17 protein-coding genes and 1 riboswitch are annotated in these 19450 nt (G+C 54.0%); of the genes, 13 read left to right on the top strand and 4 right to left on the bottom strand.

The window, feature by feature from the left end:
• The first annotated feature begins 1 nt into the window (after position 1).
• From pcaH to ABKW30_RS01595, 13 genes are all read left to right on the top strand, one after another.
• Entirely contained in the window at positions 2-742 is a 741-nt protein-coding gene (pcaH, locus tag ABKW30_RS01535; protein WP_348596263.1) for a protocatechuate 3,4-dioxygenase subunit beta, read from the top strand.
• A complete protein-coding gene (gene pcaG / locus ABKW30_RS01540) occupies positions 742-1356 on the top strand; it encodes a protocatechuate 3,4-dioxygenase subunit alpha (protein WP_348596264.1) in 615 nt (204 codons plus the stop codon). The genes pcaH and pcaG overlap by 1 nt, the downstream gene beginning before the upstream one ends.
• A 9-nt stretch (positions 1357-1365) precedes the next feature.
• A complete protein-coding gene (locus ABKW30_RS01545; RefSeq protein WP_348596265.1) occupies positions 1366-2421 on the top strand; it encodes a 3-carboxy-cis,cis-muconate cycloisomerase in 1056 nt (351 codons plus the stop codon).
• 5 nt (positions 2422-2426) lie between these two features.
• Positions 2427-3596, top strand: coding sequence for a 4-hydroxybenzoate 3-monooxygenase (gene pobA, locus ABKW30_RS01550; protein ID WP_348596266.1), 1170 nt, complete (start codon positions 2427-2429; stop codon positions 3594-3596).
• A gap of 256 nt (positions 3597-3852) precedes the next feature.
• Complete coding sequence (locus ABKW30_RS01555) at positions 3853-5028, top strand: ABC transporter substrate-binding protein (protein WP_348596267.1); 1176 nt, start codon at positions 3853-3855, stop codon at positions 5026-5028.
• Between the two features lie 24 nt (positions 5029-5052).
• Complete coding sequence (locus tag ABKW30_RS01560) at positions 5053-5916, top strand: branched-chain amino acid ABC transporter permease (RefSeq protein ID WP_348596268.1); 864 nt, start codon at positions 5053-5055, stop codon at positions 5914-5916.
• A 1-nt stretch (position 5917) separates the two neighbouring features.
• Entirely contained in the window at positions 5918-6916 is a 999-nt protein-coding gene (locus ABKW30_RS01565) for a branched-chain amino acid ABC transporter permease (protein WP_348596269.1), read from the top strand.
• Complete coding sequence (locus tag ABKW30_RS01570; RefSeq protein WP_348596270.1) at positions 6913-7683, top strand: ABC transporter ATP-binding protein; 771 nt, start codon at positions 6913-6915, stop codon at positions 7681-7683. Before ABKW30_RS01565 ends, ABKW30_RS01570 begins: the two co-directional genes overlap by 4 nt.
• Positions 7664-8383, top strand: coding sequence for an ABC transporter ATP-binding protein (locus ABKW30_RS01575; protein WP_348596271.1), 720 nt, complete (start codon positions 7664-7666; stop codon positions 8381-8383). Before ABKW30_RS01570 ends, ABKW30_RS01575 begins: the two co-directional genes overlap by 20 nt.
• Positions 8384-9144: 761 nt before the next feature.
• Positions 9145-9255: riboswitch (TPP riboswitch) on the top strand.
• Between the two features lie 46 nt (positions 9256-9301).
• Positions 9302-10315, top strand: a complete 1014-nt coding sequence (thiB, locus tag ABKW30_RS01580) for a thiamine ABC transporter substrate binding subunit (protein WP_348596272.1) — start codon at positions 9302-9304, stop codon at positions 10313-10315.
• A gap of 5 nt (positions 10316-10320) precedes the next feature.
• Entirely contained in the window at positions 10321-11949 is a 1629-nt protein-coding gene (gene thiP, locus ABKW30_RS01585) for a thiamine/thiamine pyrophosphate ABC transporter permease (protein ID WP_348596273.1), read from the top strand.
• Entirely contained in the window at positions 11942-12682 is a 741-nt protein-coding gene (gene thiQ / locus ABKW30_RS01590) for a thiamine ABC transporter ATP-binding protein (protein ID WP_348596274.1), read from the top strand. Before thiP ends, thiQ begins: the two co-directional genes overlap by 8 nt.
• Positions 12683-12883: 201 nt before the next feature.
• Entirely contained in the window at positions 12884-14314 is a 1431-nt protein-coding gene (locus tag ABKW30_RS01595; protein ID WP_348597563.1) for a M48 family metalloprotease, read from the top strand.
• A gap of 47 nt (positions 14315-14361) precedes the next feature.
• Here the strand turns inward: ABKW30_RS01595 and ABKW30_RS01600 are convergent, their stop codons facing one another.
• The 4 genes from ABKW30_RS01600 to ABKW30_RS01615 form a co-directional block, all read right to left on the bottom strand.
• Positions 14362-14976: a CarD family transcriptional regulator gene (locus ABKW30_RS01600; protein WP_348596275.1), complete on the bottom strand. Its 615-nt coding sequence runs from the start codon at positions 14974-14976 to the stop codon at positions 14362-14364.
• A 345-nt stretch (positions 14977-15321) separates the two neighbouring features.
• On the bottom strand, positions 15322-15660 hold the full coding sequence (gene fdxA, locus ABKW30_RS01605; protein WP_348596276.1) for a ferredoxin FdxA: 339 nt from the start codon (positions 15658-15660) through the stop codon (positions 15322-15324).
• A gap of 258 nt (positions 15661-15918) precedes the next feature.
• Positions 15919-16329 carry an RNA-binding S4 domain-containing protein gene (locus ABKW30_RS01610; RefSeq protein WP_348596277.1) on the bottom strand — a complete coding sequence of 137 codons (411 nt, stop codon included), beginning with the start codon at positions 16327-16329 and terminating at the stop codon, positions 15919-15921.
• Positions 16330-16333: 4 nt separating this feature from the next.
• The gene (locus ABKW30_RS01615; RefSeq protein WP_348596278.1) at positions 16334-19360 is read right to left on the bottom strand and encodes a helicase-related protein; all 3027 of its coding nucleotides are present in this window, start codon (positions 19358-19360) and stop codon (positions 16334-16336) included.
• Positions 19361-19450 lie beyond the last annotated feature (90 nt).

Raw genomic sequence — 19450 nt, forward strand, 5'->3', positions numbered from 1 at the left:
CATGTCGAACAGGAAACCAGAGACCGGTGCTTTTTGGTCGCGGGATTATGCCCGACATCCACCCGCCTTTACACCAGGTTATAAAACCAGCGTCCTGCGCTCGCCGCAAAAAGCATTGCTCTCTCTCGATGGGACATTGTCTGAAATAACAGGGCCGGTCTTCAACCCGTCGATACTCGGCGAACTCGATAATGATTTAATCCATAATTATGCCGCACCGGGCGAGTCCGCCATCGGCGAGCGCATTATTGTTCATGGCCGCGTGCTGGATGAACGCGGCAGAGGTGTTTCGGGCGCTTTGCTAGAATTCTGGCAGGCCAATGCCGGCGGACGCTATCGCCACAAGAAAGAAACCTACCTTGCCGCACTTGATCCCAACTTCGGGGGATGCGGCCGAACGATTACCAATGATGACGGCTATTACAGTTTCCGAACCATTCGACCGGGAGCATATCCATGGCCCAACGGAGTTAACGATTGGCGTCCGGCGCATATCCATTTCTCGGTGTTCGGTCATGGATTCTCACAGCGCCTGATAACCCAGATGTATTTCGATGGTGATCCGATGATCTGGAATTGTCCGATAGTAAAAACCATCCCGGACAAAGCTGCCATAGAGCAGCTCATAGCAGCGCTGGACATGAACAATACAATTCCCATGGATGCCCGCGCCTACAAGTTCGATATCGTGCTGCGTGGCCGCCGTTCGACCCTTTTTGAAAATCGCTTGGAGGGCAACTGATGGCACAATCTCTTGGTCTCTTGAAGGAGAGCGCTTCTCAGACCGCGGGCCCCTATGTCCACATCGGATTGCTCCCGAACTTTGCAGACATCAAAGGCGTGTATGAGACCGATCTTGGCCACTCGATGCTCAATGAAAAAACCAGAGGTAAACGTATCACCATCTGCGGCGCGATTTTCGATGGAACGGATACGCCCCTACGAGATGCCCTGATTGAAATCTGGCAGGCAGATAGCGCCGGATTATACAACAGCCCATCTGAATTGCGTGGGGCGGCCGATCCAAATTTTACTGGATGGGGCAGACAGCCAACCAATATGGAAAATGGTGAATTCAAGTTCGAGACCATCAAACCCGGCAGGGTTCCGTTCAAGGATGGGCGATTGATGGCACCCCATATCTCTTTCTGGATCGTCGCCCGTGGCATCAATATTGGCCTGCATACGCGAATGTACTTCGGCGACGAGGAACAGGCCAATACCGAAGACCCTCTACTGGCGCGCATTGAGCACAAGGTCAGAGTCTCGACGCTGATCGCACCGCGCGAGGACAACACCTACAGATTCGACATTCACCTGCAGGGCGACAAGGAAACCGTCTTTCTCGATATTTGAAAGCTGGAAATGACCGTATCTCCATTCGACCATCCATTTCTCTCCGGCCTGTTTGGCGACGAAGAAGCCTCCAAGCTTTTTACCGCTGAAGCAGATATCCGAGCCATGCTTTCCTTTGAGGCAGCCTTGGCGGAGGTCGAAGCAGAGGCTGGAATTATCAAAGCCGGAGCAGCAAAGGCTATCTCCAAAACGTGCAATTCCTTCAAACCCAATCTCCCTGCTCTGCAAGATGCGACCCGAAGGGATGGAGTGGTGGTGCCCGAACTCATCCGGCAACTACGAAAAGCGGTACCCTCTCCGCATGGCAAGTCGCTGCATTTCGGTGCGACCAGTCAGGACGTTATCGATACGAGCAATGTTCTCCGCCTCAAGCAGCTTTGCAAGATCCTCGACGCCCGGATGAAAGTGGTGCTGTCTGCTCTCTCGCATTTGGATAAGCAGCATGGGACAAAAACCTTGATGGGACGGACGCGGATGCAACCGGCTCTACCTATCAGCGTATCGGATCGCATCAACGCATGGCATGCACCGCTCGTCCGCCACCGTGAACGGCTTATCATTTTGTCTCAATCGCTTTTGATCGTTCAGTTCGGCGGGCCAGTCGGGACGTTGGATGCCCTTGGAGACAAGGCCCTTGCGGTAAGGGCAGCTTTGGCCAAGTCACTCAAGCTTGGCGATGCGCCGCAATGGCATAGCCAGCGTGATCGCCTCACGGAATTCGCCAGCCTCTTGTCTTTGATTACAGGAACCCTGGGCAAATTCGGCATGGACATCGCGCTGTTGGCGCAAGGCGGCGATGAAATTGTTCTCCACGGCGGAGGCGGATCATCGGCAATGCCCCACAAGCAGAACCCGGTGTCCGCCGAACTGCTCGTGACACTGGCACAGTTCAACGCGGTTCAGCTTTCGGGCATGCATCTTGCCCTTGTGCACGAACAGGAGCGGTCAGGCTCAGCATGGTCGCTTGAATGGATGCTGCTTCCGCAAATGGCGGTCGCGGCGGCGGCTTCATTGAACCTTGCCCAGCGTGTGTGCGGCAGCATCAAATCAATCGGGCGGGAATAGCTGGAATGCGCACGCAGGTCGTCATCATTGGCTCTGGACCCGCAGGCTTACTGCTTGGCGGACTTCTCACACGGGTCGGGATCGACAATGTTATCCTCGACCGGGTGAGCAAGGATTACATTCTTCACAGGGTCCGGGCAGGTGTTCTCGAAGAAGGCACCATCGGTCTCGTTGATAAAGCCGGAGCAGGTGCGCGTATGCATGCGCAGGGCCTCACGCATGAAGGATTCTCACTTGCATTCAATGACAGGAACCATCGCATTGACCTGCATGCGCTAACCGGAAAAAGTGTGATGATCTATGGCCAGACGGAACTGACCAGCGATCTGATGGCGGTACGCGAAGCTTCAGGATCAACAACCATCTATGACGCTGCCAATGTGTCGCCGCATGACTTTGACGGCTCTTCGCCCTATGTCACCTATGAGAAAGACGGCACAACACATCGTATCGATTGCGATTATATAGCCGGATGCGATGGCTATCACGGCATCAGCAGAAAATCCGTACCAGAGGATGCAATCCGGACTTTCGAAAAAGTATATCCTTTTGGCTGGCTTGGGGTTCTTGCAGAGGTACACCCGGTTCGCGACGAACTTATCTATGCAAGTCACGAACGCGGATTTGCCCTTTGCTCCATGCGCTCGCTGACACGCAGCCGTTATTACGTGCAATGCCCGCTCGACGACAAAATCGAGGACTGGGCCGATAATCGTTTCTGGGATGAACTACGCCGCAGGCTCCCGGCTGAAGACGCTGAGGCTCTCATTACCGGCCCATCATTTGAAAAGTCCATCGCGCCGCTGCGTTCCTTCGTTGCCGAGCCCATGCGTTTTGGCCGGTTATTTCTGGTCGGAGATGCCGCGCACATCGTACCGCCCACCGGCGCAAAGGGGCTGAACCTTGCAGCGAGCGATGTACATTATCTGTTTGAAGGACTGCGCCAGCACTATCTGGAAAAGTCCACCGCAGGCCTTGATGCCTACTCCGGCAAGTCTCTGGCGCGCGTCTGGAAAGCCGTACGCTTCTCATGGTGGATGACGACAATGCTTCACCGCTTTCCCGGAACGGATGCTTTCAGCCAGCGAGTTCAGGAGGCCGAGCTGGACTATCTTGTGCATTCACCGGCAGCCAGCGCATCTCTTTCGGAGAATTATGTCGGGCTGCCATACTGATTTTCGAGAATGCATAACCTTTAAGTGATGTGCATCGCGAAGAAGGCTGCAACGGCTGATATAAGTGGGCGAGAAATGCTCAAAACATATACATGACTGGTTATCTATTATGTCGAACTTTTCATTTTACACCAGCGTGCAGTCTGCGACATTAGGTTGATAATGTTTGGGATTGCATGACTGTTCGGGAGATGCGCAAACCTGATAAAGGCCGGATATAAAGTCAGGTTCCAGACAAAGTTCTAGGGAGGAACGAATGAGAAGAATTATCATGTCAACGGTCGCAGCCATTGCTTTGTGCAGCGCCGCCGCAGCGGACACCATTAAAGTTGGTGTGGTCGGGCCATTTTCCGGTCCGTTCGCGCTTCAGGGTAAAAACTTCAAGGCTGGTATCGACGCTTATATAGCCACTCATGGCGGTGGCAAAATAGGCGATGATGACATCGAAATCATCTATCGCGACGTGCCGCAGGCAGACCCTGCCCAATCCAAGGCTCTCGCACAGGAACTGGTCGTCAAAGAAGGCGTTCAATATCTGGCAGGCTTCTATTTTACGCCCGATGCCATGGCCGTTACCCCTCTGCTCGAACAGGCAAATGTTCCACTCGTCGTCATGAACGCGGCAACATCCGCCATCATCACCAAGAGCCCATTGATTATTCGTACCTCCTTCACGACATGGCAAACTTCGGCGCCCATGGCGAAAGTTGCCAAGGAGCGCGGCATCACCAAAGTGATTACCGTCGTCAGTGATTATGGACCGGGCGTCGATGCTGAAAATGCCTTCAAGGCCACATTCGGTGCCGAAGGCGGCACCGTCGTCGAGTCGATCCGTATGCCGCTCGCAACCAATGACTTCAGCCCCATCATGCAGCGCGTCAAGGATTCGGGTGCGGAAGCGGTGTTCGCTTTCCTGCCATCCGGCCCCACAACGCTGGGCTTCGTCAAAGCCTATAATGAAAATGGCCTGAAACAGGCTGGCGTCCAGTTTTTGGCACCCGGCGATCTGACACAGGAGTCGGACCTTCCCGCACTTGGTGATCCCGCGCTCGGTATCCTGACCACGTTCCATTACGCCGTGTCGCATGACTCACCTGAGAACAAAGCCTTTGTCGAGGCCGCTTCCAAAGCAATCGGCAATCCGGCGGAACTGTCTTTCCCATCGGTTGGTGCCTATGACGGCATGCACGTCATTTACAAGATGATCGAAGCGACCGGCGGCGAACAGGACGCTCAAAAAGCGGTTGATGCCGTCAAGGGTCTTGCCTGGGAAAGTCCGCGCGGGCCTGTCGAGATTGATGCCAGTTCGCGCCATATCACACAGAACATTTATCTGCGCGAAGTTGCCAAGCACGAAGACGGAACATTCTACAACAAGGAGATCAAGACCTTCGAAAAGCAGGGCGATCCTGGCCTTGCAGCAGTAAAGTGATGGCCCGCAAGGCAGGATAGAATCATGCAGACCGTGTTCAGCATAGCGATAGACGCTTTGGCCTATGGCATGGTGCTCTTCGTCATCTCAATCGGCCTTTCAGTGACCATGGGCCTGATGCGGGTCGTCAATCTCGCCCATGGGGCCTTTGCTATGATCGGCGGTTACATCGCATCCTACGCGGTGCGTGATCTCGGTCTTGCCTATGGTTTTGCAGTGCTGCTTGCCGTCTTTGCTACCATCATCATTGCCATTCCGGTCGAGCGTCTGCTTTACCGGCGAATCTATGGCGCACCGGAATTGACACAGGTTCTGATGACAATCGGCATCACCTTCTGCGTCATCGGCATCGCTAATTATGTCTTCGGCCCCACGCTGAAGACTATTCCCTTACCCGAACATTTGCGCGGACCTGTCGATCTCGGCTTCCGCTCGATTGCAGCGCACAAGCTGTTTGCGATCGGCTGCGGAGCCACCGTTGCCCTCGCTCTGTGGTATCTGATCGAGCGCACATCCTTTGGCGTCAAGCTGCGTGCCTCGGTGGATAATGCGTCCATGGCTGCTGCGCTTGGGGTTCGAACGCAGGTTGTCTATGCGGCAAGCTTTGCCGTTGCTGTCGGGCTCGCCGCTTTTGGTGGGGTTGTCGGTGCTGAGCTTCTGCCTATCGAGCCCTATTACGCCCTGCGCTATATGGTGACCTTCCTTGTCGTAGTGTCCGTCGGTGGCGCGGGGTCCATTGCAGGCGCGCTGCTTGCCTGTCTTCTCCTTGGTGGCATCGATACGACTGGCCGCTACCTCATGCCCGAATATGGTGAGTTCTTCTTCTATCTGGCCGTGATTGTCATTGTCAGCTTCTTCCCGCGCGGCCTGCTCGGAAAGGCAAACTGAAATGACGGTAATTGATGAAAAAGCACCGGCCTCGACCAAACATGGTCACTTCAAGCGTGATCTGGCTGGGCTTGCAGTAATGGTTCTGTTTGCGATTGTTTTCTATCTCATTTTTCCGAACAATCTCGCATTGCTCACCCGCATCACCGCTATCCTGCTACTGGTGCTGTCGCTTGATCTGGTGACCGGCTATTGCGGCGTTGCAACTCTTGGTCATGCGGCACTTTTCGGCTCCGGAGCCTATGCTGCCGGTATCGCAGCAGCTCATTTTGGCATCACCGAACCCATCACCATGGTGTTGATCGGCGCACTGGGCGGCGCAGCCGCCGGGCTTCTATCCGGCGCAATCATCCTGCGTGGGCATGGCCTGTCGCAACTTGTTCTCTCTATCGCGATCATCCATTTGTTCCATGAAGCTGCAAACAAGGCATCTACCTATACCGGTGGTAGCGATGGCCTTTCAGGCATCGCTCCAGACGCAGTTTTCGGCATCTTCCAGTTCGACCTGTGGGGACGCACGGCCTATGTCTTCAGTATTGTAATTCTGCTGGTGGTTTTCATGCTCTTGCGTCAGCTTGTACAATCGCCTTTCGGTATGCTGTGCCGGGGCATCAAAGAAGATCCGATGCGTATTCGGGCCATGGGCGCTTCCGTGCGCGGTACGCTTCTCAAAATGTACACGATCTCCGGTGCTGTCGCCGGGATAGGCGGTGCGCTCACTGCCATCTCGACACAGGTTGTCGGGCTGGACAGTCTCAGCTTTACAATGTCTGCGGAAGCGCTTGTCATGCTGGTTCTGGGAGGAGTTGGTTCACTCTATGGGGCCTTCATCGGAACAATTGTGTTCATGTTCTTCGAGGATTTTGTCTCAGCCGCAAATCCATTCCATTGGCTTACTCTTGTCGGTGCTCTGCTCATCGCGGTTGTGCTTTGCGCCCCGCGCGGCATCTACGGCACAGCGCTGGAACGCCTGCCAAACCTATGGAAGCGCCGGTCATGAGCCAAAACTTCATTTTTCAGGTTGAAAATCTGCAAAAAAACTTCGGCGGCCTTGCCGTTACCCGCAATGTCAGCCTCGCCATGCAACCGGGTGATCGTTTAGCGCTTATCGGCCCCAATGGCGCTGGCAAGACAACATTCGTTAATCTGGTTACCGGCCACCTGAGGCCCGATTCCGGCACCGTCAGACTTGGCGGAGACGATGTGACGCGTTTCAACCCGACCCAACGTGTACGCCATGGTCTCGTGCGCTCGTTTCAGGTGACACGTCTTTTCCTTGACATGACCCCTGAAGAGCATATCGCCCTTGCCATTCTACAGCGCAATAAACAGTCCGGTCGCATGTTCGGAAACTATATGGCTCTGTCCGGTATGCGCTCTGAAGTCGACGAACTCTTATCGACACTTGGCCTCGACTCATTGCGCCACAGTAAGGTACGCCAGATCGCCTATGGGCAGCAGCGTCTTCTCGAAATAGCGCTCGCCATGGCATTGCGGCCTAAGGTTCTGTTGCTCGACGAGCCCGCCGCAGGTGTTCCGCAAAGCGATACCGGACGCATTGAGGAAGCACTTGCAAAACTGCCTGACAACCTCGCCGTGCTGATGATCGAACACGACATGGATCTTGTTTTTCGCTTTGCCAAAAGGGTCATCGTCCTGGCCGCTGGTGAGATTATTTTCGACGGATCACCAGCCGATGTGACACGCGATCCCCGCGTACGTGAAGCCTATCTTGGGAGTTATGGCCATGACAGCAGCGTCGCTTGAGGTCACAGGTCTTAGTGCCGGATATGGCCCAACCCGCATTTTGGAAGACATTTCATTTTCGGTACCTTCTGGTGGCCGCCTCGCTGTGTTGGGACGCAATGGCATGGGCAAGACAACATTGCTCGCAACACTTGCCGGGCAGACGCGCCGTTACAATGGCTCGATACGGCTTGACGATACGGCCATTGAAACCCTCGACAGCTCTGCCCGTGCCCTGAAAGGGTTGGGGTATGTTCCGCAGGCACGCTGCATTTTCGCTTCGCTAACCGTCGAGGAAAATCTTTTCGTCGGTTTGAAGGGCCGCCCGCAATCGGCGCTGGAGGAAGCGTATGACATGTTTCCCCGCCTGAAGGAGCGACGGAAAAATCTCGGCTCTCAACTTTCCGGCGGCGAACAGCAGATGCTGTCAACGGCTCGTTCGATTCTAGGGAAACCCAGCGTGCTTCTACTTGATGAGCCTTTGGAAGGGCTGGCGCCGGTAATTTGCGAAGAGTTGATGGCCGCGCTTACGCGTTTGGCATCCAGCGGGGAAATGACCATCCTGCTCGTTGAACAGCGCATACAAAGCGCGCTCGACTTTGCCGAGCATGTGCTCATTCTGGAACGCGGACGAATTGCCTGGCAAGGCACCAGTGCGGAATTGAAACAACAGGGCGATACGATCGAGACGCTACTGGGCGTTTCCGGTCTGGTTCATTAATGCGTAAGCTTTTACTCCCACGAGGAAGATCGACTGCGTAAATCCCTGCATAATTTGCCCTTCGACAAGCTCAGGACGCTCACCACGAGGAAGGACGGTAATTGCAGGGAGTCAGGATTTGCAATGTATCTGCAAACGCTGATGATTAGCGTGCAGCCCACTAACCTTCCTCATGGTGAGCCCTCCTGAGCTTGTCGAAGGGCGAACCACGCATTCTGTTTAGGCAAACTCCCACTTCCCGAGCCTGCATTGACCGAAAAACTGCGGTTGCTCCTCCCTTCCAAAAATAATCTCGGAAAACTTATCCAACAGCTTTGGAGCTGATTTATTCTTTTCGTGTCCTTCCCGCGGGGAACTGCTTCCGGAGCCGTTCGAAGTTGGGGAAGGATGGGCGCCTCCGATGGCGGGTTACGGACCCGTTGTCCGGGGAAGTTCTGTCCAAGGGTTCCCCTGCCGTTACTAGGAGCGGCGCGTGCTGGACGAGCACTTTAAGGGGCGTCGGCGACTAGGGGCATGCCGCAAATGGCGTGCCTGACGCAGCCGGAGCCCCCCAAGCGGAACGGGCAGATGACAAAATCGCCGGACGGGCGGTCCTCGGATCGCATAATTTATCTACCAAGACGCGCTTCGATGACCGCCCGTCTTTCCCCATCCATCAACAGCCAGACGCAAAAGCGGGCGTGGCAAGGGGGAAGCACAACAAAAACAAGCGGCTAGCCTATGGCCGCTTGCGCTTGATGGCTATAGTCTTTAATCTGGCTCCTGCTCTAACGGGGTGCCTGCATCAACAGGCTGAGAGGCTGGAACAATCCAGTCAACCCGCGGAACCTGATCCGGTTTGTACCGGCGGAGGGATTAGATGCGGCTCTACAGGCCGGCGCACCTATCCTTTTGAAAATCCAACTCCAGGAGGTGCCTATGCGACTACCCGATCTTATGAAGTTTGCCGTTGTTACCAGTGCTTTTGCATTAGGCATTGCCGGCACTGCGAGCGCAGAAGGCAAGCTGACGGTCTATACCTATGAAAGCTTTACAGCCGAATGGGGACCGGGACCGAAAGTCAAAGTGGCTTTCGAGAAACAATGCACCTGCACAGTCGACTTTGTTGCAGTTGCCGATGGCGTTGCACTGCTCAACCGGCTGAAACTCGAGGGGGCTTCTACAAAGGCTGACATTGTTCTCGGACTTGACACCAACCTGACCTATGAAGCCCGGCAAACCGGACTTTTCGCGCCACATGGTATCGACGCCAGCACGGTCGATATCCCCGGTGGATTCAAGGATGATACCTTCGTTCCTTATGATTACGGCTACTTCGCCGTCATCTATGACAGCGAGAAAATCAAAGACGCTCCTGCGAGTTTAAAAAGCCTCGTTGAAGGTGACCCGAAGCAGAAGATTGTCATTGAAGATCCCCGTACCTCAACGCCGGGTCTTGGTCTCGTATTGTGGGTCAAGTCGGTATATGGCGACAAAGCCGGTGAAGCCTGGGCTAAGTTGAAAGACCGTGTCTTGACCGTTACGCCCGGCTGGTCGGAAGCCTATGGGCTCTTCACCAAAGGTGAAGCGCCGCTGGTTCTTTCCTACACCACATCACCTGCCTATCACCTGATCGCCGAAAAAACCGACCGCTATAAAGCCGCTTCTTTCGAAGAAGGCCATTATTTGCAGGTCGAAGTAGCGGCGCAAACGGTGAACGGGTCCCAAAACCCGCTTTCAGCGCAGTTCCTGACATTCATGACAGGTACTGCCTTTCAGGACACCATTCCGGAAAGCAACTGGATGTATCCGGCGGCGAAAACCTCCACTCCGCTTAACCCGGCTTTCGATACGCTGGTAAAACCGTCCAAGACACTCACTTTCACGGCTGAAGAAGTGGCTGAAAACCGCAAAGCCTGGATCGACGAATGGCTGGAAGCCATGAGTAAATAACACCAATGGCGGCAAGCTTGATCAAACCTGTGGCGGGGGCTCTCGCCCTCGCCTTTCTCAGTATATTGGCAGGCGGCGCTTTACTCAGCCTTGCAATCGAAGCTTTCCGTGGCAGCACGGAAGGGTTTGCCGCGTTCGACAGCTATCTCTGGCGGATCGCTCGTTTCACAATCCTGCAAGCGCTGCTTTCCATGGTGCTTTCGGTGGGATTTGCCATCCCGCTTGCATGCGCGTTGCACTCACAGCAGAGTTTTCCCGGGCGCGGGATGATATTACGGTTGTTTGCGCTGCCACTGGCATTGCCGGCGCTTGTAGCTGTCCTCGGTATCACCAGTATTTATGGGCGGAACGGATTGCTTGCCTCAACATTTGCATGGCTCGGACTGGATATCGTTCCTGACATTTACGGGCTGACGGGAATTCTTCTAGCCCATGTATTTTTCAATTTGCCGCTGGCGACACGGCTTATTCTTTCAAGCCTTGATTCCATTCCGGAAGATTACTGGAAGCTGTCATCACAATTGGGAATGAGCAACTGGACCCAATTCAAGCTGATCGAATGGCCTGTCATTCTGCGCAATATATCCGGAGTGGCTGGCCTGATCTTCATGCTGTGCATCACCTCGTTCACAGTGGTTCTGACACTTGGCGGCGGGCCTCGCGCTACAACACTTGAAGTTGCAATCTACCAATCCCTTCACTTTGATTTCGACATCGCCAGAGCAGTTTCATTAACGCTTCTCCAGCTTTGTCTGACTATCGCCGTGCTTTCCGTGCTGTCATTGGCCGGTCGACCAACCGAAGAAGGTTTTAGCATGCGCACGACGACACGCCGCCTCGACACACCCTCCTGGCAGGCTAGAACGTGGAATATCACATTAATCCTGCTTGGTTTTCTCTTCATCGCCCTGCCCATTGTCGGCACGGTCGTTTCCGGACTTTCCGCGGACCTTACGCGGCTTCTATCCGAGACAATGGTCTGGCGTGCAATTGCTACAAGTCTTATTCTCGGCGCGACCGCTGCAGCACTATCGCTGATAATCTCAATGAGTCTGGTAATTGCACGCGAGTTTCTTGCAACCAGACGACGCTATGCCAGTGCCGGAATGTTCGAGCGTTCCCTTGATCTTGGCGCAAGCCTGATCATGGTCGTGCCGCCTATCGTCATTGGTGCGGGATGGTTCATACTCTCCCGCCACTTCGTCGATCCGTTCAGTATTGCACCCCTCATGGTTGTTTGCGTTAACGCCGCTATGGCCATCCCCTTTGCGTTTCGCATTCTTCGTCCGTCATGGGATACCGCAGCGAGCCGTAACAACCGGCTTTGCGAGCAGCTTGGTATCACCGGCTGGAATCGACTCCAGATCATTGACTGGCCGGTTTTAAAGCGACCGCTGGGCATCGCTTTTGCTTTTGCCATGGCTTTGTCCCTCGGGGATCTTGGAACGATTGCGCTTTTTGGCAACGATAGCATTCTCACCCTGCCCTATTTGCTGTTGCAGCGAATGGGGAGCTACCGTACTGACGACGCTGCAGGACTTGCGCTAATCCTTGCGGCTCTTTGCCTGATACTCATGATAATCGCTGACAGAGGTGCAACCAGCTTGGCCAGAAGGGATAGCAACAATGGCTGAGCCAGCAACAAATGGCGTCTCAGTTCAACTCGACGCCGTTCGTTTTGACTATGGCGAAATGGCTATGAACTTCGATATATTCATCGAATCTGGCTCGATAACCGCGATCATCGGACCTAGCGGATCGGGAAAATCGACGCTGCTTAATCTTATTGCAGGTTTCGAGCGGCCGGTTGGAGGCTTGGTAAGAATAGGCGATCTTGATGTCACCGCGTTGCCGCCTTCACAACGACCGGTCTCAATGGTATTTCAGGACAATAATCTCTTTGCCCATCTCGACGTTGTATCCAATGTGGGGCTTGGTCGCCGATCCAACCTCAAGCTTAGTCAGACAGATCAGGCTGACATACAGGCCGCTATCCAGAAAGTTGGGCTTACGGGAAAAGAACGACGAAAACCCGAAGCTCTATCCGGCGGGGAACGTCAGCGCGTTGCCATTGCCCGCGCATTGGTTCGTAACAGGCCCGTTTTATTGCTTGATGAAGCTTTTGCATCATTAGGCCCGGCGCTACGTCATGAAATGCTTGATCTGATCGGAGATCTTCACAAGGAAACCGGGATGACGATTATCATGGTGACCCATCATCCGGACGATGCCTTGTACTTGCCATCAACGCTCCTGTTCGTTGAGAACGGGCATATAGCCGCCTCCGGTCCCGCTAAAGATTTGCTGTCCAATGGGGGACCTTCGCTGTTGCGAAATTACCTCGGTAGCAAAGAGTCTGAGCTTTGACATATTTTCGACGCCTTGCCACCCTCAAGAAAACAATGAAATTCTTGCTCCCGGACGCGCATCGGGCTAGCAAGAACAAAGACATACGAGTCTCCTGGCGCTCGGTACGAAGAGGATATGATTCTGGGTTCGCACACGTCACCCCTGAAGACAGCATGGTTTCAAGCAGCCAATCGCGGTAGAAAGCCCGCGCAGGTCGTGATGATGCTTGCCTTTCTTTCAGGCTGCCAGGTGCTCAATGTCACCAAGGAAGATGCCGCTCTTGGGCCGTCCTCCAATCCCGTTACCGTAGACAACGTCAATAAAAATGACCGGTTGGCCAAGCTTAGCGCCGAGCAGCACCCGCGTATTCTCGCAACCTATGGCGGCGAATATAAAGACGCAAAGCTTGAGCGGATGGTTGCCAAGGTTGTTGGTAATCTCACGACCGTTTCCGATAACCCGACCCACACCTACCGCATTACGATCCTTAACTCGCCAAATATCAACGCCTTCGCATTACCGGGTGGCTATCTCTATGTGACGCGTGGCCTTCTGGCCCTCGCAAACGATAGTGCCGAGCTTGCCGCAGTTCTTGCTCACGAAATGGGTCACGTCATTGCAAACCATGGCATCGAACGCCAGCAGCGCGAGCAGGAAGCCGTCATTGCCGGACGGGTCGTATCGGAAGTACTGCAGGGCGATACAGCGGGGCAAGAGGCTCTGATCCGTGGCAAACTGCGAATGGCACAGTTCTCACGCAATCAGGAACTCCAAGCGGATGCTATCGGCATCAAGATGATCGGCGAAGCAGGCTACGATCCTTTTGCAGCCCCCCGCTTCCTGCAATCCATGGCTTCCTATGCTGACTTCCGCAATGTGTCAGGCGCGACAGATGCCAGCCTCGACTTCCTTGCAAGCCACCCCTCTGCTCCGCAACGCATTGAGCTTGCGCGCGGTCACGCGCGCCGCATAGGCGCACCTGGAGTTGGCACGACCGATCGCGATTCTTTCCTGAAGGGTATCGATGGTATCCTTTACGGCGACACGCCTGAGGAAGGTTATGTGCGTGGCAGGAATTTTGTCCATCCACTTTTGGGTGTGAGCTTTACCGTTCCTGATGGCTTTACCATCGATAACAGCGCCGATGCTGTCATGGCCACGGGAGCAGGTGAGGTTGCAATCCGCTTCGACGGGACACAAATCTCTGGTAATCCATCAATGACCGACTACATGCGCAGTGGTTGGGTCACAGGACTAGATGATTCCAGTGTGACTGCTACAACCTTTAACGGGATGCCCGCAGCACGCGCCAAGGCAAAGGCGGATCGGTGGGAGTTTGACATTTTTGTCGTCAATGCCGGCAACCGTATCTACCGCTTTCTGACCGCCGCGCCTGCGGGAAGCGCTGCATTGATGCCTGCTTCGCAAACAGTCGTTCAAAGCTTTCGGTTGTTAACCCCCGAGGAGAAGGCTGCCGCCAAACCATTGCGTATCCGCGTGGTGACGGTGAAGGCCGGCGATACCTTGTCATCTCTTTCGAGCAAGATCATGGGAACAGATCGCAAGCTTGATCTCTTTCGCCTTATCAACGCTATGCCGCCAGGCGGAACGGTATCGGTTGGCGACAAGGTGAAGCTTATCAGCGAATAACAAAAAAGCCCGGCACAGCCGGGCTTTTTTCTGAGGGAATAGGCTCTTTACGCGGCTTCTTCCTGTTCGTCTTCAGCAACTACATCTGCTTCAACTTCAGTTTCAGTTTCATCAGTCTTTGCACCGCGCTTTGGTCCCTTTGCGAGATTAACCTCGATGAGACGGACGGCCTCTGTCTCCGACATCTTGTTGACAGCAGAAATTTCGCGAGCCATGCGGTCGAGCGCTGCTTCATAGAGCTGGCGTTCTGAATAGGACTGTTCCGGCTGATTATCAGCGCGGAAAAGATCGCGTACAACTTCGGAAATTGAAATCAGATCGCCTGAGTTGATCTTCGCATCATACTCTTGCGCGCGACGCGACCACATGGTCCGCTTGATGCGCGCACGACCCTGTACCACTTTCAGTGCGCGTTCTACATAATCTGTCTCAGAAAGCTTCCGCATACCGATGGCCGTTGCTTTGGCAACAGGCACTTTCAGGCGCATCTTATCTTTCTGAAAATCAATAACGAACAGTTCAAGCTTGTGGCCTGCAACTTCCTGTTCTTCAATATTGACAATTTGACCAACGCCGTGTGCCGGATATACAATAAATTCGCCCGTCTTGAATCCAATACGCTGGGCGGCTTTTTTCTGCGGAACTACTGTCATGCGCTTCATTACTCCCTGCTGCGCCCGGCAAAACGCACCGGTTAAACCAACCACTGGAAACCGGAACCCGGTTTGTCGGTCGTCAATGGTGTCGCGCAAAAGCAATCCGGACGGATCAGTTGGGCTGAATGACAAACAAGCATACCCTGAACTGCTACGTCCGAAAAAAATCTAGCCAAGTGGTGATTTATACTTTAGCGCCACGAAATTGACGTCCAATGATCAACATATTTCAGCACCATAACATGAAAACCGAGTAGAATCAAATTTTTGCTGCATTTGCTCAAAAAACGAGCGTCTACAGACTTGCTTATTGCAGCAAATCCAGCTTAGCCAGCATTATTCCTTTGAACATTAGTCGCCTTCGCCAGGTTCCGGAGAGAAAAACTTTTCAAACTTACCGGTTACGCCATCCATTTCCTTGGCATCAGAAGGCGCTTCGCCCTTGGTCGAAATATTCGGCCATTTCTCGGAATACTCGGAATTGAGTTGCAACCAGCTATCCAGCCCCGGCTCAGTGTCCGGTCTAATGGCTTCTGCAGGGCATTCCGGCTCGCAGACACCACAATCAATGCATTCATCCGGATGGATGACCAGCATGTTTTCGCCTTCGTAAAAACAATCGACCGGACAGACTTCAACGCAATCCATGTATTTGCAGCGGATGCAATTGTCGGTCACAACATAAGTCATTTACGGCTCCAGAAGACACCACGATCAGCGGTACAATCGTTGAGGTAACGATTTGCTGCCAAGCTGACAAGAGGTAAGAACAAGACTGCGGCACCAGAACGCGGTTGTCGGGTTACCGGCAAGCTCTCGGCGGCATTGTTCGCACCTTCATCGGAGCTGAACAAGAAATTCATTCCTCTGCAATAGAGATATTGCGGTATAGCATATTGGAATTCAGCTTAAACTTCGAAGTTTATTCCATCCACCTGTCGGCCGGCATTATTGACTGGAATCGTCATTGTCACCGTGCATTAAACGATCAACTTGCCGTCGCTCCCGTTTTGTGGGGCGACCACTTCCTGCATCACGCTTTGGCAACGCGTCCAGGCGGCTGAGCTCTTTCGGTAAAGGAGGTGGGGAAATGTCCTTATACAGCTCCCGTGCTTCCTCAGCCGGCCCACGCCGCAGCCCACCGGAGACGATTTCATAAACAAGGATACGACGCTCCAAGGCAATTGTCAGCACATCGCCAGTTTTGATATTCTGAGATGGCTGATCAATTTTTACCTTGTTGAGACGAACATTCCCGCTGGACACCAGCTTGGCCGCAAGGGAGCGGGATTTTACCACCCGTGCAAAAAACAGCCATTTATCGATACGCTGTCCCTTTTTCCCCTCGGCCTCTGCCATCGCTTTATTTCTTCATTTGTTCCTTCAGGGCGAGCAATTTTGCGAAAGGCGAATCCATATCGATCTTGACTGGACGTTCCTCGCGTTCGGGACGCTTGGCCGGAGCCTTGTGCTGCCCTTGTGGTTTTCCGCCATGTTTCGCGCCATCCTGTTTGAAGCGCTCATTACCCGCCGGTTTACCTTTACCGCGAAAATGCTCCTTACGTTCACCACGCTCATTCTGAGGCAGTGACGGACGATCCGGTCGAGCGGTCCTCTGCTCAATTTGGCCGTTACGCGCTTGTCCGCCACGCTGATTGTCACGCTTCTCATGATTGCCGCGATTATTATTGCGATTATCAAAACGAGCTTGACGCCACAGAAGAATTGGTTTCGGTGCGTCCTCAGTCGTAACCGCTACAACCGGACTGACATCCGCAACAGGTTTAACAACAGCTTCGATCGTTGATGCATTGACGAAACCTGGACCGACTGGTTCCGCAGCAGGTACTTTAGAGGCGGTTGGCACATCTTGTTTCAGCGCAGCATTTGCTACTGCTTCAAGCTCTGCCAGCTTGGCAGCAACAACCGCGGGCTCGACCGCTTCCTGACGATATCCAAGATTTTTGAGAATCTCTTCCATGTCATCTGCCGTTGCGCCAAGAATCGACATCATCGCCGGGATCACCAGGAAGCGCGAACCATCATAGGCACCATCAGGACGCACGCCCGTTCCGGGCCTCCAAGCCAGCGCAGGACGGATGAGATCAGCCAAGCGTTCAAGGATATCGATGCGAACAGCCCGACGGCCAAGCAATCTGTAACCTGCCAAACGATAAAATGCGGGATCAAAGCTTGCATCAGTCACAACAGACGTTCTGCCCGCAGACAATACCTGCACAACATCGCCGTATCCCGGACGATCTTTGGCATCTTCTTTAAGAGCCCAGAGGAGCGTCAGCAGACCGGCAGGAGCTGGCTTGAGCAAAGCAGGCAGGAATACGTGGTAGGCACCAAAACGCACCCCCAAGCGGCGCAGAGCCGCACGGGAGTCTTGATCCAGACCACGAACTTCTTCGGCGACATCCCGGCGTTGCAGAACACCAAAGTTTTCGACCAGCTGAAACGCAAGGCCTTTGGTGATACCGACCAGCGCGTCCGCGTTGGCGAGATCAACAAGTGGCTTCAATACCGTATCGATGTGATGGCTAAGGAAGCGTTCAACGCGTGCTGCAACTTTGTCACGAGCCGGGCCGGTAAGCTGCTCGTCCGCAAGCAGTACAGCGCGCGGCTTCAGGGCCTGTTCGCCAGACACGACAGAAGCAATCGTCGCGCCGACCCAGCGCAACGTACCGTCGGACGCCAGCGCGAAATCGCCATTGGCAGATGCTGAGAATCGCTCGGCACGATTTTCAAACTCTGCCGCCAGGGCTTTTTGCGCTGCGGCCTTAATGGCCTTGGCGTCTGTTCCATCATCTTGGGCATCCGCAGTAAAGCGGAACCCGTCTAATCGTCCAACATGGTGCCCTTCGACAACAACGTCCCCGGCAGGGCTAATTTCGGCTTCTAGCATTGTATTCTCTCTCAGGCGCCTCATAAGCACGCTTGTCCTGCGGTCTACGAAGCGTTTCGTCAACCGTTCATGCAGTGCATCGGATAATCTGTCCTCAATTTCACGCGTCTTTTCTTGCCAATGTGCCTGATCTGCCAGCCAACCGGGCCTATGAGACACAAATGTCCACGTCCTGATCTGTGCGATACGCCGAGAAAGGGCGTCAATATCGCCGTCAATGGAATCAGCCCGGCGCACTTCTTCAGCCATGTAATTTTCGTTCACATGACCTTTTTCAACAAGATCGGTATACACGGACGCGATGATGTCCGCATGTTGCGCGGGGGCAATTTTGCGGTAATCCGGTAATGCGCAGGCATCCCACAAAAGGGCCACTCGCTCCGGTGTGTTCGCAAGTGGTGCAATGTCCGGATCGCGCGAGAGAAATTCCAAAGCCTGCTGATCAACCGCAGGTAGTGCTCTCGTCAGCCCCTCAATTGGCGCGGGCGTATCAATAGAGCGCTTCAGCGCATCAAGATTGGAATAGTCAAAACGAGCGGTTCGCCATTGCAGAATTTTGACCGCATCAAAGGCATGCGATTCGATACGCTGAACGAGGGCTTCAGAAAAGCCTGATACATGGCCTGTGGTGCCAAATGTACCATCTCGCAAATGTCGACCGGCACGTCCGGCAATCTGACCGATCTCGGCAGGAGAAAGATCGCGGAACTGATAGCCGTCAAACTTGCGGTCTTGGGCAAAGGCCACATGATCAACGTCCAGGTTGAGCCCCATACCAATCGCATCAGTTGCGACCAGATAATCCACATCGCCCGACTGATAGAGTTCGACCTGCTTGTTTCGGGTACGCGGGCTCAATGTTCCCATAACAACCGCAGCGCCACCGTTTTGTCGGCGGATCAACTCGGCGATTGAGTAAACCTCTTCCGCCGCGAAAGCGACAATGGCCGTCCGCGGCGGCAAGCGCGTTATCTTCTTTGAACCGGCATAAGTGAGATTAGACAATCTTGGCCGCGTAATTACGGAAATACCCGGCAAAAGCTTTTCGAGGATCCCGCGCATTGTTGCGGCACCCAACAGGATTGTTTCCTGACGTCCCCGAAGATGAAGGATGCGATCTGTGAAAATGTGACCGCGCTCAAGGTCATTGGCGAGTTGCACTTCATCAATCGCAACAAAATCCACATCGGTTTGACGCGGCATCGCCTCAACTGTGCAAACTGAATAGCGAGCGCCCGGCGGATTGATCTTCTCTTCGCCGGTGATCAGCGCGACATTGGCAATGCCCACCCGTTCGGCAACCCGATTGTAAACCTCACGCGCCAAAAGTCGCAGCGGCAAACCAATCATTCCAGACCGGTGCGCAAGAAGACGTTCAATAGCAAGATGGGTCTTGCCAGTGTTTGTAGGCCCCAAAACTGCCGTTACATCGCGGCCAGTCAATGTGAGAGGCAGTTCGGTCTTGGGCATTAGGTTCATCAATTAAATTCCAGTACCGCCCAAACGAGCAAACCAAGTTTGGCATTCAACCAAACAGCATTCTCAGCATCTACAGAAGGTATGTGGCCC

It is taken from the genome of Phyllobacterium sp. SB3, assembly GCF_040009165.1.
Lineage (GTDB): Bacteria > Pseudomonadota > Alphaproteobacteria > Rhizobiales > Rhizobiaceae > Phyllobacterium.